Source organism: Flavobacterium sp. RSSB_23, from assembly GCF_051547145.1.
In the GTDB taxonomy this organism is placed as follows: Bacteria; Bacteroidota; Bacteroidia; order Flavobacteriales; family Flavobacteriaceae; genus Flavobacterium.
In genome coordinates, this window is record NZ_JBPTTO010000001.1 from 307,033 (window position 1) to 323,215 (window position 16,183).

A 16,183-nucleotide genomic window follows, 5' to 3' on the forward strand; every position below is an offset into this window, starting at 1 on the left:
AGTTGCTAATTTCAACACATTGAATTGGCTTTTAAAATTATTATTCTATTTTTACAAAAAAAACTAACGAATGCTTAATTACACTATCTACAAGAATGAAACAAGTACACAATGGGTAACTTTTGTCCATGGTGCAGGAGGAAGCTCGTCGATATGGTTTAAGCAAATTCGAGATTTTCAGAAGCAATACAATGTTTTACTTTTGGACCTCAGAGGACACGGAGAATCTAAACCAACCCTGAAAACGGCTTTTAAACAGAAATATACTTTTTCAGCTTTGGCGAATGATATAGTGGAGGTTTTAGAGCATTTGAAAATTGAACGTTCTCATTTTGTGGGCATTTCATTAGGTACGATTTTGATTCGTCAATTGGCAGAAATGTACCCTCAAAAAGTGCAAAGTATGATTTTGGGTGGTGCCATTTTGAAAATGAATTTCCGTTCACAAATTTTAATGCGTTTGGGTAATGCCTTCAAATATGTATTGCCTTACTTGGTATTGTATCGCTTTTTTGCTTTTGTCATTATGCCCAAGAAAAGTCATAAACAATCTAGAGTGTTGTTTATCAATGAAGCTAAAAAATTATACCAAAAAGAGTTTATAAAATGGTTTAAACTCACGGCCGAAATCAATCCTGTTTTGAAGTGGTTTCGACAAGTAGAATTGAATATTCCAACACTTTACGTTATGGGAGAAGAAGATTATATGTTTTTGCCTTCTGTTCGAAAAGTAGTCGAAAATCACTATCGCTCTTCTAAGCTTTTTGTTATTGAAAAATGCGGTCATGTGGTGAATGTTGAGCAGCCTGTGGCTTTCAATACAGCCGTACTTTCTTTTCTAAATACTGCACAATAAAAAATGCCGACATCCTGAGATATCGACATTTTTATAACTAACCAAAACCAAATAATAAATAACCAGTTTATTACACTACAAAGGTCAGGAATAAGTTAGTATGTCATTGTTAAAATTATGTTATTACTTTGTTGTCAATAAGTTAAGTCTAATTAACAACGTTTTTTTGGTGTTTTTTTCTTGTTATATTGTGTTAATCTTGCATTGCAAAAACCTTCTTTAAAACTGTCGAAGTTCTTGATTGTAAATCAGTTCTGATGTTTTTTTCTTCAATGGCAATCATTTTAAAAACGCCTTCTAGTGCTTTGTTGGTGACATAATCATTCAAGTCGGGATTGATTTTTGAAACCAAAGGCACCGTGTTGTATTTTTGAATGATTCCATTCCAAATTTTATCGGCACCAACCTTTCCGATGGATTGTTGTACTACAGGAAGGAATTTAGCATATAATTCTTTATTGGTAGATTGCTGTAAATAAGTTGTTGCAGCATTTTCATTACCCATCAAAATGGATTTAGCATCCGCAATTTTGATGTTTTTTATAGCAGCTACAAATACAGGAGTAGCTTCTTTTACGGCATCTTCAGCGGCTCTATTCAAGGCTTTAATTCCGTCATCGGCTAGCGAACCCATTCCTAGTTTACGTAATGTTTTGTCGACTTTGGTTAACTCTTCTGGCATTACGATTTTGACCAATTCATTTTTGTAGAAACCGTCTACTTGCGTCAATTTCGAAACCTGTTCGGTGATTCCTTTGTTTAAGGCTTCTTTTAGCCCAGCCGCGATATCTACTTTTCCGTTTTTGTTTAAAATACCGGTTGCTGTTTCGGATGATTTTTTTAGAATGTTTTTGAATTGAGCGTTACTAATAACAGGGAATAAAATAAGTAGGATTAAAAATTTTTTCATTAGGATTTTTGGGTTTTTTAATTGAAAAGGCTACAAAAATACTACAGTTTTGTTGTTATACACCATAGTTTTTCGTTCTGCATGCAATTTAATGGCTCTTGCCAAAACCATTCGTTCTAAATCACGTCCTTTCATAATAAAATCTTCTATAGAGTGACTGTGGGTTACACGAGCAATATCTTGTTCGATGATTGGGCCTTCGTCCAAACCTTCGGTTACATAATGACTAGTAGCGCCAATGATTTTTACGCCGCGTTTAAAAGCAGAATGATAAGGTTTTGCCCCAGGAAAAGCGGGTAAGAAAGAATGATGGATATTGATAATGTTGTTTTGGTACTTTTCAATCAGTTTTGGGGTAATGATTTGCATGTAGCGCGCCAATACAATGAAGTCGATATTGTATTTATCTAATAACTCTAATTGTCCTTTTTCTCCAATTTCTTTAATTTCTTTGGTGAAAGGAACACAATAAAACGGAATAGCAAATTGTTCGGCTACTTTTCTTAAATCTTCGTGATTGCTAATGATTACAGGGATTTCAAGTGGTAATTCACCAGCGCTATAACGTCCCAAAATATCGTATAGGCAATGATCGTATTTAGAAACAAACAGAGCCATTCTAGGTTTTTGCTGTTGCGGATAAATTTTCCAATCCATATCAAATGGAAGGGCTAGATTGGTTTCAAAATCAGCTTTTATGGCGTCGATAGGCCATTTTTCTGACTCTAATTCACATTCCAATCGCATAAAAAAAACATTTTCATCGGCATCCACGTGTTGGTCCAAATAAATAATGTTTCCTTCTATCGAGGCGATATAGTTGGTAACTGAGGCTATAATTGACTTTTGATCTTTACAATGTATGAGGATGGTAATTTTTTGCATTTTTTCTTTTAATTGTGCTTTATTGCTAGGTTTTAAAATGTTTTTATCATTAAACGTACTGAATGACTATTTTTTTGTTTATTTGAGGATAAAATCTTGTTTGCTTTAGAATCAAAAGAAAACGTTTTCTTTTGATTCTATTGCGATTAGTTATCCTTTTTTACCAAAACTAACTTATTTTTTTTAAGAAATAGCAGCATTTAGTTGTTTTATAGTAATTCAATAAAATGCTAATTTTTATTTTAAAAAATGTGTAATTTGGCGCTATTAATTATCATATTCATAAAATGGAACCACAAAAACCTTATATTCCTGTTAATAAAGTAAGAATTGTTACCGCAGCCTCACTCTTTGACGGTCATGATGCCGCTATAAATATTATGCGTCGTATTATTCAGTCAACTGGAGTAGAGGTGATTCATTTGGGGCATGATCGAAGTGTAGAAGAAGTTGTAAATACCGCCATTCAAGAGGATGCCAATGCGATTGCAATGACTTCTTATCAAGGGGGACATAACGAATATTTTAAATACATGTACGATTTGCTTCAGGAAAAAGGAGCAGGTCATATCAAGATTTTTGGTGGAGGCGGAGGCGTTATTTTGCCTTCAGAAATTGAAGAATTACATCAGTACGGTATCACCAGAATTTATTCTCCAGATGATGGTCGCGCAATGGGTTTACAAGGCATGATTAATGATTTGGTGGAACGTTCTGATTTTGCTATTGGCAATCAATTAACCAATGAATTAGAATTAATTGAAGATAAAACACCAACTGCTATCGCAAGATTGATATCGGCGGCTGAGAATTTTCCTGAAATTGCAAAACCAGTTTTTGATACAATTCATACTAAAAATGAAACTTCTAAAATTCCTGTTCTAGGAATCACAGGAACTGGTGGTGCAGGAAAATCCTCTTTGGTAGATGAATTGGTTCGTCGTTTTTTAATTGATTTTCCAGAGAAAACCATTGGATTAATCTCTGTAGATCCATCAAAACGTAAAACAGGTGGCGCCTTGTTAGGCGATAGAATTCGTATGAATGCAATCAATAATCCTAGGGTTTATATGCGTTCGTTGGCGACACGTCAATCTAATTTGGCTTTGTCTAAATATGTAGCCGAAGCAATTCAGGTGCTTAAGGCGGCGAAATACGATATTATTATTTTAGAAACTTCAGGAATTGGGCAATCGGATACTGAAATTATGGACCATTCAGATGTTTCATTATATGTAATGACACCTGAGTTTGGTGCAGCTACGCAATTGGAAAAAATTGACATGCTTGATTTTGCAGATTTAGTGGCCTTGAATAAATTCGACAAGCGTGGTGCTTTGGATGCGCTTAGAGATGTGAAAAAACAATACCAACGCAATCATAATTTATGGGATGTAAATCCTGATGAAATGCCTGTTTTTGGTACTATTGCTTCTCAGTTTAACGATCCAGGAATGAACACGCTTTACAAATCGATTATGGATAAAATTGTAGCCAAAACGAGTTCGGACTTAAAATCGACTTTCGAGATTACTCGTGAAATGAGCGAGAAAATTTTTGTCATTCCGCCACATCGTACTCGTTATTTATCTGAAATAGCGGAGAACAACCGTAAATATGATGAAACGGCTTTGAGTCAAGAGCAAGTGGCTCAAAAGTTATATGGAATTTATAAAACAATCGAAACGGTTTCTAATAAGAAGCCAGAACTCAATAAAGCTGGAATTGATGACGCGTCTGTATTGCCATCTGCTACAGCGCCGCATGATGAAAACCGTATCTTTTTGAATTTACTTTTGAATCAATTCGACAAAGTAAAAATGGATTTAGATCCTTACAATTGGGAAATGATTCTGACTTGGAATGAAAAAGTAAATAAATATAAAAATCCAGTCTATACCTTTAAAGTTAGAGATCGTGAAATCAAAATGGCGACGCATACCGAGAGTTTGTCGCATTCACAAATACCCAAAGTTGCTTTGCCAAAGTATAAAGCTTGGGGTGATATTTTGCGTTGGTGTTTACAAGAAAATGTTCCAGGAGAATTTCCATTTACTGCAGGATTGTATCCTTTCAAACGCGAAGATGAAGATCCTTCTCGAATGTTTGCAGGTGAAGGTGGTCCAGAGCGAACTAATAAACGTTTTCATTATGTAAGTGCAGGTTTACCAGCCAAAAGACTTTCGACAGCTTTTGATAGTGTGACTTTGTACGGAAACGATCCACACATTCGTCCTGATATTTATGGCAAAATCGGAAATGCAGGAGTTTCTATTTGTTGCTTGGATGATGCTAAAAAACTGTATTCTGGTTTTGATTTGGTGCACGCTATGACTTCGGTGAGTATGACCATCAATGGACCAGCGCCTATGTTGCTTGGATTCTTTATGAATGCTGCTATCGATCAACAATGTGAGATGTATATCAAACAGAATGATTTGGTGGATGAAGTGGAAGCTAAGATAAAAGCGATTTACCAAGAAAAAGGAGTAGAGCGCCCAAAATATCAAGGTGATTTACCAGATGGTAATAATGGTTTGGGATTACTACTTTTGGGAGTAACAGGGGATCAAGTGTTGCCATTGGAAATTTATAATGAAATAAAAGCCAAAACATTAGCGCAAGTTCGTGGTACCGTTCAAGCGGATATTTTAAAAGAAGACCAAGCACAAAACACCTGTATTTTCTCTACGGAGTTTGCGTTACGACTAATGGGCGACGTTCAGGAATATTTCATTGCAAAAAATGTCCGAAACTTTTATTCGGTTTCTATTTCAGGCTATCATATTGCCGAGGCTGGAGCTAATCCTATTACGCAATTGGCTTTTACTTTGGCCAATGGTTTTACTTATGTAGAATACTACTTGAGTAGAGGAATGAGCATCAATGATTTTGGACCAAATTTATCGTTCTTTTTCTCGAATGGTGTAGATCCAGAATATGCAGTTATCGGACGTGTTGCCAGAAGAATTTGGGCGAAAGCTTTGAAAAATAAATATGGAGCCAACGAAAGAGCTCAGATGTTGAAATACCATATACAAACTTCAGGGCGTTCTTTGCATGCTCAAGAAATTGATTTCAATGATATTCGTACGACTTTACAGGCTTTGTATGCGATTTATGACAACTGTAACTCTTTGCATACCAATGCGTATGACGAAGCGATTACTACGCCAACAGAAGAATCGGTGCGTAGAGCTATGGCTATTCAGTTGATTATTAATAAAGAGTTAGGTTTGGCTAAAAATGAGAATCCAATTCAAGGTGCTTTTATCATCGAAGAATTAACTGATTTGGTGGAAGCAGCCGTTTTACAAGAATTTGATAGAATTACAGAGCGTGGTGGAGTGCTTGGAGCTATGGAAACCATGTACCAACGTTCTAAAATTCAAGAAGAAAGTTTGTATTACGAAACATTGAAACATACAGGTGAGTTTCCAATTATTGGGGTAAACACATTTTTAAGTTCTAAAGGATCTCCAACGGTAATTCCAGCGGAAGTGATTCGAGCTACCGAAGAAGAAAAGCAATACCAAATTACTATGTTGAATAATTTGCAAAAAGCCAATGCAGATTTGGTTGCCGAACATTTGAAAACCTTACAAGAAGCAGCTATTAAGAATGAAAATATCTTCGATCATTTGATGGAAGCAACAAAAGTATGTTCTTTAGGGCAAATTACAGCTTCTTTGTTTGAAGTAGGTGGACAATACAGAAGGAATATGTAATCCTATTTATTTATTGAAATAAATCAAGAAAGGCTGTCAATACTGACAGCCTTTCTTTTTAAACACACTTTTAAAAACCAATTTTTAGTTATTCGCAACAGCAAGGTATTTTTTTGGACTGTTTTTGTAAACCTCCGCTATTGCTTTTCTGTTCAAAACCGTTTCTTTTTTTGAAATAGTGATTTCATGTTTTACGGTTTTTAAATTGTTTTCTACCACCAAGATATACTTGCCTTCTGGGAATTCCTCTAAACTATAGGTTTTAGAAATTCCTTTTTTACCTGAAGCATATTCTGTGAATAGAAGGGTATTGTCTTTATCATAAATAGAAACTGTAACTTTTTGTTGTCCATTGAGAGCAAAGCTAATTTCGTTTCCTTTTCCTTTTTTTACATTAAGTAAAAAATCGCCATCAACTGCGTAAGTGTTTAGACTGGCTAAAGCAAATACTAGTACCAAACTTAATTTTGAGATTGTTTTCATAATTCTTGTTTTTAAGTTGTTAGTTAAATTTCTATTGCTAAAGTATAGTAACAAACAAATTTATAACACAACAGAATTTTCTAATTATTATGTTATTTTCACTATTCGAAAACGATATAGTGATATTTTGGGTAAAATAGAATAGCTCTTGGGTAATTTTGAATATACTAATTTTGTGTTATATTGATAAATATGTTAAAAATGTTTAATAAAATGATGTAATTGATGTTTTTGTATTAATAATTATTGCTTAAAACGGTTATTTTTTGAATATAATAAAAAATACAAATTTAATTTATGTATTGTGTTTTTAATACGTTGAATTTTTATGAGATATTCAAAATCTTGAGATGTGCGTAAAAAAAAAGACTGCCTATGAAGACAGTCTTAATTTTGAGTAGTTTTTTTTTATTTTATGTCAAGTAGTTTTTTATCATCTTCATCTTTCAGATAAACTTCTAATACGGGTTTTTTACTTAAAACAGCAGAGCCTCCATTTACTTTGATTGTGTGTTTAACCGATTTGAAATCATTAGTCACTATTAAGTAATAATTTCCTTCTGGGAATTCATCCAGATTGTAGGTTTTGGATATGCCTTTCTCACCAACAGCATTTTCAGAAAATAAAACTTTATTAGAAGTATCGTAAATAGTTACTTTAGCTTTTTGTTGACCATTAAGGGCAAAACTAATTTCTATTCCTTTTCTTTTTTTTACGTTAAGTAAAAAATCACCATCAATAGCATAGGTAGTACTACAAGCCAATGCGAATAATGTCACTAAACTTAATTTTGAGATTGTTTTCATAATTCTTGTTTTAAGTTGTTGATAGGTTTTAGATTACTAAAATAATGTAACTAAAAGAAGTTTAACACAACAGAATTTGCTTATTAGAGTGCTATTTTGTCTTTTCGAAAACGTTATAGTGTTATTTCTGTTAATATAGTATAGGTTTGAGGTAAAATAGTATAGGCACTTTTGTCTTTTTATGATAAAATAAATTAATAAAATTAGACGAATTGGCTTAAGTGTTACTATTTTTTTTATGTTTTCGCCTTTTTGATAATAAAAATTCAAGTTATTGGTGTTTTTTAACGCAAAAAAAAAGCTGTCAAAAATGACAGCTTTTAAAAAGTATGAATTTTTATGGTCGAAGTACTAATTAATTTGAAGCAACATTTTTGTCAGCAAATGAAGTTTTGTAAACTTCTAAATAAGCTCTTTTGCTTAAAGTAACATTTGAAGCAGCTACTTTAATTTCATGTGTTACTTCTTTTAGGTCGGTTTTAACGATTAAAGAATAAGTTCCCATTGGTAATTCTTCTAAATTGTAATATTTTACAATTCCATTTTGACCAGTTGCGTTTTCAGTATAAATTAAGTTGTTTTCTGAATCAAATATTGCGATGGTAGCTTTTTGAACTCCATTCATTGCAAAGCTAATTTCGTTTCCTTTTCCTTTTTTTACGTTAAGTAAAAAATCTCCGTCTACTGCATATGTGTTTAAAGATACCAATGCAAAAAGTGCTACTAAACTTAATTTATTCATCATTTTCATATTTTCAATTTTTTAAATTATTAGTCATTATTTATTTTGCTAAATTAGTCTGATTACGTGTGACTAAGGACAACACAGTTTTCAGATATGTGTGCTATTTTATCATTTACGAAAACGTTATATGTTAAAAAAGGTAAAATTGTATCATTAATTGTTTAGCTTTGTTAGAGACCAAACCGAAACTAAATGAAAAAAGTAGAAGCCGCTTTAGAAATTATTTCTCCGTCTTACGGAAGTTCATTTACAATTGCTAAGTATAATGAAAGTAGCAACATCAAATCCCATTTGTGGCATTACCACCCCGAGATTGAGTTGGTCTATGTTCATGGAGGTTCTGGAAAACGGCAGATAGGAAGTCATTTATCTTATTTTACAGATGGTGACCTTATATTAATAGGTAGCAATTTGCCTCATTGTGGATTTACGAATTCTCAAACAGGTAATAAATCAGAGACGGTCATTCAAATGAAGCCTGATTTTGTTGGAAATGACTTTTTTAATATACCTGAAATGGCTGCAATCAAGAATTTATTACAGCAAGCTAAAGCTGGAATTGCATTTTTGGGAGAGAGTAAAGCTAGAATTGGAGCAAAAATCGAAATGATGCATCAATTAGATCCTTTTGATAGATTGATTGCGCTTTGGAGTATACTCAAAGAGATGAGTGAATCTAATGAAAGTATTATTTTGAATGCGGTTGGTTTTTCTTTAGAATTGCAGGTACAAGATAACGACAGGATTAATGTTGTTTTTAATTACGTAAAAGACCACTTTCAAGAACCCATAGCTTTAGAAGAAGTTGCCGATTTAGTGAGCATGACGATTCCTTCTTTTTGTAGGTACTTTAAAAAAATTACCAATAAAACTTTTACCACTTTTGTGAACGAATATCGAATTGTACATGCATCTAAACTTCTGGCTGAAAAACCAATGAGTATAAATGAGGTGTGTTTTGAGAGTGGTTTTAATAATTTTAGTCATTTTAATAAATCCTTCAAGGCCTATACAGGCAAAAGCGCTTCTCAATACCGTAATGAATTAAAAACCATTATAAAATAGACGGTCGTTTTTTGCAAAAATTTGAACCTTAAGTTTTGTAAATTGCAGAAAATAAATTTTACAAAATGAAAAAGTTAAAATCGATTATCTATATGTGTTTGTTTTTTTGCAGCACATTTCTTTTTGCAGCCAAAGTAGATACCCTTCAAGTAGCAAGCGTAGCGATGAATAAAACTTATAAAGCTGCAATTGTACTTCCTAATTCCTATGCAAAAAGCAAAACAGCTTATCCTGTATTGTATTTGCTTCATGGTGCTTATGGGCATTTCAATGATTGGTTAAGTAAAACACCAAATAAAGAAGTAGTTAAAAATCTAGCGGACCAATACGATATAATTATTGTAATGCCAGAAGGCGAAACTTTTAGTTTTTATATTGATAGCCCAGTTAATTCAGGTAGCCAATTCGAGACTTTTATTAGTAAGGAAGTAATTGGTGCGGTTGATAAAACATATAGAACAATTGCAGATAAACGGGCTCGTGCCATAACAGGATTATCGATGGGAGGTCATGGAGCTCTTTATTTATCAGCCAAACATCCCGATTTATTCTGCGCAGCAGGGAGTATGAGTGGTGCAGTGGATATGAGCACAATGCTTAACCGAGAATCTTCGCAGCAAGTCATTCAATTAATGCAGCCAGTTTTTGGCGAGCAAAGCGGAAATCAAGAAATGTATGTAAAGCATGCTGTATTGAGAATGGTTGATATTATCAAAGAAAATAAACTACCTTTAATTATTGATTGTGGTGTCGATGATTTTTTGATTGAATCCAATAGAGAATTGCATCGTAGATTGGTGTATAATAAAGTGGCACATGATTATACAGAGCGGCCAGGGGCTCATACTTGGGAATATTGGGAAAATGCATTACCATATCACGTATTCTTTTTTAGTAAAATACTATCAAGAAAATAGCTGATTTTATTCTAATTGAAATTTTGGTTCGATTTTTGAACACAGCATAACATAACTTAAAAAATAAATAATTATGAAAAGAATAGTTACATTATTTGCTATTATAGGGCTAATAGCATTTTCTGGTTGTACAACTGATGACAATGTGGATTCAGATACTATTGCAGAAGTGATTGATGTTAATAATGTTAATTTTGATTTAAATGGTAATGGAGGAATTAGAAGATTTGGATTTACACTTTTTCCAGGTGATGTAGTTTTAGCTTATAGAGCGACAGGAGTAGAGAATGGCCGTACTGTTTGGACTCAAATTCCAGAAACTTTTTATTATGATGATGGAACGCAATATTTTACTTATAAATTTAATTTTACGGATGTGGATTTTGAACTATATTTAGATGGTTTTAATTTAAATACTGTTCCTTCAAATCTAAGAACTGCTCAAAAATTCCGTATTGTTATTGTTCCGGGGACAAATCCTTCAATTATTAATAAATCAGTTAATAACAAGGTGGATTATTCTGATTATTACGCTGTAATTAAAAGGTATAACATTAATGATAGTAATGTTAAACAATTAAATTAACTTTTGTCAATATAAAAAAAGCTGTGAATTTTAATTCACAGCTTTTTTTGTGCTTTAATTACTCAATAATATCTTCGTCTTTGTTGAGTTTTAATGAGACTAATACTCCTGTCAGTAGTGATAAGGCAATAAAACCAAGTGAAGCCCATTCAGGAACTTCTATATAATCATGCAGTAACATTTTTAATCCTACAAAACTTAAAATGGCAATTAAGCTGTATTCTAAATAGCTAAATTTAGCAAGCATATTCGCCAAGAAGAAATACATAGATCGTAAGCCTAAAATTGCAAAAATATTAGAACTAAATACTAAAAAAGGATCTGAAGTTATTGCTAAAATAGCCGGAACGCTATCAACAGCAAATAGAACATCCATTACTTCAATTACAATTAAAGCGACAAAGAGTGGCGTGGCATGATTCTTTTCATTTATTTTAATAAAAAAATGCTCTTTATCAGTGTGTGAAGTTAAAGGTATGATTTTACCAAGAGTTTTGTATACGAAAGATTCTTTAGGTTCAAATTCGTCATCTTCGCCTGCAAAAAACATCTTTATAGCAGTAAAAAGCAAGAATGCTCCAAATAAATAAGTTGTCCAAGCAAATTTATTAATGATTAATACGCCAAAGAAAATCATTAGTCCTCTAAAAACTATTGCGCCTAAAATTCCCCAAAAGAGTACACGGTGTTGGTATTTTTGTGGAATCTTGAATGCTGAAAAAATTATTGCAATAACAAAAATATTGTCAACACTTAGCGATAGTTCTATTAAGTAGCCGGTAATAAATTTCATTGAAGCAACAGCAGGTTTTAATCCTGTAGTGTTGGCAACATATCCATTGCTATAAAGCCAATATATTACTCCAGAGAAAAGCATGGAAATTGTAAACCAAATCAACGTCCATTTGCTGGCTTCTTTAGTGTTGATTATATGAGGAGTTTTATTGAAAACACCTAAGTCTAATGCTAAAATTCCCATAATAAAAACCAAAAAGAGAGTCCAAATCAACATAATAGTTTGTTTTAAATGAGCTACAAAGATAGTTTTTGAATTTTGACTTAAAAAGAGATATAAAAATTAAATTCATTTTTTTAAATCATACATTATTGTTTGCTTACATGATTCGTTCTGATTTGTTTTATAGATATAAAAAAAGTGCTAACTATAATAGCTAGCACTTTCTGTATAAGTATTGTAGAAATTACAAAGCAGATTTAACTGTTTTGATAATTCTTGCAGCAATTTTGTATGGATCGCCATTAGATGCTGGTCTTCTGTCTTCTAACCAACCTTTCCATCCTTTTTGTACAGTCATTAAAGGAATACGGATTGAACAACCTCTATCTGATACTCCATAAGAGAAATCATGAATAGATGCAGTTTCGTGTTTACCAGTTAAACGTTGGTCGTTATATGCTCCATAAACTGCAATGTGTTCAGCAGTTACTGGACGGAAAGCTTCACATATTTTTTCATATACTTCTTGAGAACCACAAGTTCTAAGTACACTATTTGAGAAGTTAGCATGCATTCCAGAACCATTCCAATCTGTGTCTCCTAGAGGTTTTGGGTGGTACTCGATATAGTAACCGTATTTTTCAGTCAAACGATCCAATAAATAACGTGCTACCCATATTTCATCCCCTGCTTTCTTAGCACCTTTTGCAAATAATTGGAATTCCCATTGTCCGCAAGCTACTTCTTGGTTAATTCCTTCAAAGTTGATTCCTGCTGCAATACATAAATCAGCGTGTTCTTCAACTAATTTTCTTCCATGAGTGTTTTTTCCTCCAACTGAACAATAGTACATACCTTGTGGAGCAGGATATCCACCAACTGGGAATCCAAGAGGAAGTTGAGTTTTGGTATCCATTATAAAGTATTCTTGCTCGAATCCGAACCAGAAATCATCATCTTCATCATCAATAGTAGCTCTACCATTAGATGGGTGAGGTGTACCATCTGCGTACATAACTTCAGACATTACTAACCATCCGTTGATACGAGTTGGGTCAGGGTAAATGGCAACAGGCACTAAAAGACAATCAGAAGATCCGCCTTCAGCTTGTTTAGTAGAGGATCCATCAAAAGACCAGTTGCCTAGTTCTTCTAAAGTTCCTTGAAAATTTTCATGCTCTTCAACTTTTGTTTTACTTCTTAAATTTTGTGTTGGTTCGTATCCGTCTAACCAGATGTACTCTAATTTAATTTTAGCCATAACTATATGAATTTGTTTTATTTTTTTTCTGGGTCAAATATAAATTTATTTTTTTTACTACTAAAAAATAGGGGGTAATAATTATGCTTTTGTTGAAGGATTTTAATTAAGTGCAATTTTGGAGGGGGTATATTTTAAAAAAAATAATTTTATACCTACTAAAAATGCAAATTCGTAATAATTGTCTTTTTTTTATTGAGTAATTAATGTGTCGATTGATAAATAGATGTTTTTTATATAAAATAACTGCTTTTTTTTGTTATATTTTTGTAAAAAAGTGGTTTTTGTATTGAAAGTTGTTTGTTTTTATGAATATTTCTTGTTTTGTGCTTGTAGTTTGTTCATCCAATTAGCTTTTTCTTTTTTTGAGTTTTATTTAGGTCTTACGATAAATTTTTTATTGCAGTTTGCTTAACTATGTGGTAGTTTGTTTTTTTACTCTTTCTTTTTTTTCGTCCAATTATTAAATTTTAATACTCCGCTCTAAAAGTGTAATTGCTTATATTTGTTACATTAAAAAATAAATTGATAATAATTAAAAACCATTACTATGTCTACAATACGTTTTCAAGCTTTAAGTGAAGCAGCGAATAGAAAGCCGGTAAAATTTGAGGAATCAGATAGAAAGTCATCTCTTTTTGGTTCGAATGTTTTTAATGATAAAGCAATGAAGCAATATTTGACTTCGGATGCTTACAAAGCAGTTAAAGGTGCCATTTTGCATGGAACAAAAATTGACAGAAAAATTGCAGATTACATAGCAATGGGAATGAAAGAGTGGGCTTTAGCTAAAGGTGTTACTCATTATACGCATTGGTTTCAACCTTTAACAGGTACTACAGCGGAGAAACATGATGCTTTTTTTGAAACTTCTTATGATGGTAGTGATCCAGTAGAAAAATTTGGTGGAGCGCAATTGGTTCAACAAGAGCCTGATGCCTCTAGTTTTCCAAATGGAGGGATTAGAAATACTTTTGAAGCTAGAGGTTATACTGCTTGGGATCCAACTTCTCCAGCTTTTATTTATGGTACAACTTTGTGTATACCAACCATTTTTATTTCGTATACTGGTGAAGCGTTAGATAATAAAATTCCATTATTAAGAGCTTTATCAGCTATGGATGAAGCGGCGACTGAAGTGTGTAAGTATTTTGATAAAAACGTAAAGAAAGTAACGGCAACTTTAGGATGGGAGCAAGAATATTTCTTAATCGATAAATCTTTGGCAAATTCACGTCCTGACTTGATGATGACAGGTAGAACTTTATTAGGGCATACTTCAGCAAAAGGGCAACAGTTGGATGATCATTATTTTGGTTCTATTCCATCACGAGCTTTAACTTTTATGAGAGATCTTGAGCAAGAGTGCATGTTACTTGGGATTCCTGTTAAAACACGTCATAACGAGGTTGCTCCAAACCAATTTGAATTAGCGCCAATTTTTGAAGAAACGAACTTGGCAGTAGATCACAATTGTTTGTTGATGGATGTAATGGGGAAAGTTGCTGAAAGACATGATTTCAAAGTGTTGTTGCACGAAAAACCATTTAAAGGTGTTAATGGTTCTGGTAAACACAATAACTGGTCATTGGCTACAGATACTGGAGTGAACTTGTTAAGCCCAAGTAAAACGCCGATGAGCAACTTACAATTTTTGACTTTCTTTGTCAACACTATCAAAGCCGTTAATGATTATGAAGAATTATTAAGAGCCTCTATCGCTACGGCTAGTAATGATCATAGATTAGGAGCTAATGAAGCACCACCAGCGATTATCTCTGTTTTTATTGGTGAACAATTAACCAAAGTATTAGCTGAATTAGAGGGTGTAACTGCTGGAAAATTATCACCTGAAGAAAAAACAGATTTAAAATTGAACGTAGTTGGTAAAATTCCAGACGTACTTTTAGACAATACAGATAGAAATAGAACTTCTCCATTTGCTTTTACGGGAAATAAATTTGAGTTTAGAGCCGTAGGTTCTTCTGCAAACTGTTCTAACGCAATGACTACTTTGAATGCTATTGTTGCAAAACAACTTAAAGACTTCAAAATAGAAGTTGATGCTCTCATAGAAGAGAAAGACATGAAAAAAGATGATGCTATTTTCAATGTAATAAGAGAGTACATCAAACAATCTAAAAAGATTCTTTTTGAAGGAGATGGCTACAGCGAAGCATGGGCTAACGAAGCAGCAAAAAGAGGATTGAGTAACTTCAAAACGACACCAGAGGCATTGAAAGCGAGAGCTTCTAAAAAAGCTTTAGATTTATTTGCTGAATTAGGTATTATGAATCATGTTGAGGTTGAAGCTCGTTATGAAATTGAATTAGAGGAGTACACTAAAAAAATTCAAATTGAAGGTCGTGTTTTAGGTGATATTTCTAAAAATCACGTGATTCCAACTGCAATTCGTTACCAAAATACTTTAATTGAAAATGTAAAAGGACTAAAAGATATTTTTGGGTCAGATTATGAAAATGTTGCAAAAGAACAAATCATTCTCATCAAAGAAATTTCAGGTCATATTGAAGGAATCAATTCAAAAGTTGCTTTAATGACTAACGAAAGAAAAATCGCCAACAACTTGACTGATGCTCAGGAAATGGCTCAAGCATACTGTAATAAAGTAAAACCATATTTTGAAGAAATTCGTAACCACTGCGATAAACTAGAATTGTTAGTTGATAATGAATTATGGACTTTAACCAAATACAGAGAGTTATTGTTTACTAAATAATTTTACTAATACTTATTGATAGAAGGGAGCCTAATTTTAGGTTCCCTTTTTTTATAATGTTTTACCTACGTAAATTTTTCTTTGAATTGTAGTTAGACCGACAAGATTTACACTTCATCGAAAAGTTAGTTAAATATCTAAAATACAGACTTTTACTTTTTTGAAGTATTTAAAAACCATCCTATCTTTGACTCAACAAATAAACAAAGTTTATTTTTTTAACATTTAATAATGTTTATTAC

The 16,183-nt window shown here is 32.8% G+C and carries 13 protein-coding genes; 6 read left to right on the plus strand and 7 right to left on the minus strand.

Annotated elements, in window-relative coordinates; genetic code table 11:
- Nucleotides 1–70 precede the first annotated feature (70 nt).
- Entirely contained in the window at nt 71–856 is a 786-nt protein-coding gene (locus ACSVH9_RS01395) for an alpha/beta fold hydrolase (RefSeq protein WP_438062142.1), read from the plus strand.
- A gap of 193 nt (nt 857–1,049) precedes the next feature.
- Here ACSVH9_RS01395 and ACSVH9_RS01400 read toward each other — a convergent pair whose 3' ends face one another.
- A complete protein-coding gene (locus tag ACSVH9_RS01400; RefSeq protein WP_438062143.1) occupies nt 1,050–1,766 on the minus strand; it encodes a DUF4197 domain-containing protein in 717 nt (238 codons plus the stop codon).
- A 30-nt stretch (nt 1,767–1,796) separates the two neighbouring features.
- Nucleotides 1,797–2,651: a formyltetrahydrofolate deformylase gene (gene purU / locus ACSVH9_RS01405; protein ID WP_300976839.1), complete on the minus strand. Its 855-nt coding sequence runs from the start codon at nt 2,649–2,651 to the stop codon at nt 1,797–1,799.
- Nucleotides 2,652–2,938: 287 nt separating this feature from the next.
- On the opposite strand from purU, the gene ACSVH9_RS01410 reads away from it, so the two are divergent.
- The gene (locus ACSVH9_RS01410; protein WP_438062144.1) at nt 2,939–6,379 is read left to right on the plus strand and encodes a methylmalonyl-CoA mutase family protein; all 3,441 of its coding nucleotides are present in this window, start codon (nt 2,939–2,941) and stop codon (nt 6,377–6,379) included.
- Nucleotides 6,380–6,463: 84 nt separating this feature from the next.
- Here the strand turns inward: ACSVH9_RS01410 and ACSVH9_RS01415 are convergent, their stop codons facing one another.
- From ACSVH9_RS01415 to ACSVH9_RS01425, 3 genes are all read right to left on the minus strand, one after another.
- Nucleotides 6,464–6,862 carry a secretion protein gene (locus ACSVH9_RS01415; protein ID WP_315139896.1) on the minus strand — a complete coding sequence of 133 codons (399 nt, stop codon included), beginning with the start codon at nt 6,860–6,862 and terminating at the stop codon, nt 6,464–6,466.
- Between the two features lie 408 nt (nt 6,863–7,270).
- On the minus strand, nt 7,271–7,669 hold the full coding sequence (locus tag ACSVH9_RS01420) for a secretion protein (protein ID WP_315159909.1): 399 nt from the start codon (nt 7,667–7,669) through the stop codon (nt 7,271–7,273).
- 355 nt (nt 7,670–8,024) lie between these two features.
- Nucleotides 8,025–8,414: a FimB/Mfa2 family fimbrial subunit gene (locus ACSVH9_RS01425; RefSeq protein WP_315230781.1), complete on the minus strand. Its 390-nt coding sequence runs from the start codon at nt 8,412–8,414 to the stop codon at nt 8,025–8,027.
- A 192-nt stretch (nt 8,415–8,606) separates the two neighbouring features.
- Between ACSVH9_RS01425 and ACSVH9_RS01430 the strand changes: the two genes are divergently transcribed.
- From ACSVH9_RS01430 to ACSVH9_RS01440, 3 genes are all read left to right on the plus strand, one after another.
- Entirely contained in the window at nt 8,607–9,479 is an 873-nt protein-coding gene (locus tag ACSVH9_RS01430; protein WP_438062145.1) for an AraC family transcriptional regulator, read from the plus strand.
- 65 nt (nt 9,480–9,544) lie between these two features.
- On the plus strand, nt 9,545–10,396 hold the full coding sequence (locus ACSVH9_RS01435; protein ID WP_438062146.1) for an alpha/beta hydrolase: 852 nt from the start codon (nt 9,545–9,547) through the stop codon (nt 10,394–10,396).
- A gap of 73 nt (nt 10,397–10,469) precedes the next feature.
- Nucleotides 10,470–10,982: a hypothetical protein gene (locus tag ACSVH9_RS01440; RefSeq protein ID WP_438062147.1), complete on the plus strand. Its 513-nt coding sequence runs from the start codon at nt 10,470–10,472 to the stop codon at nt 10,980–10,982.
- 58 nt (nt 10,983–11,040) lie between these two features.
- Here ACSVH9_RS01440 and ACSVH9_RS01445 read toward each other — a convergent pair whose 3' ends face one another.
- Nucleotides 11,041–11,994 (minus strand): TerC family protein, encoded by a 954-nt coding sequence (locus tag ACSVH9_RS01445; RefSeq protein WP_438062148.1) that lies wholly within the window; start codon nt 11,992–11,994, stop codon nt 11,041–11,043.
- Nucleotides 11,995–12,184: 190 nt separating this feature from the next.
- Nucleotides 12,185–13,201: a glutamine synthetase beta-grasp domain-containing protein gene (locus ACSVH9_RS01450; protein ID WP_315139877.1), complete on the minus strand. Its 1,017-nt coding sequence runs from the start codon at nt 13,199–13,201 to the stop codon at nt 12,185–12,187.
- Nucleotides 13,202–13,751: 550 nt separating this feature from the next.
- On the opposite strand from ACSVH9_RS01450, the gene ACSVH9_RS01455 reads away from it, so the two are divergent.
- On the plus strand, nt 13,752–15,941 hold the full coding sequence (locus ACSVH9_RS01455) for a glutamine synthetase III family protein (RefSeq protein ID WP_438062149.1): 2,190 nt from the start codon (nt 13,752–13,754) through the stop codon (nt 15,939–15,941).
- Nucleotides 15,942–16,183: the final 242 nt, after the last annotated feature.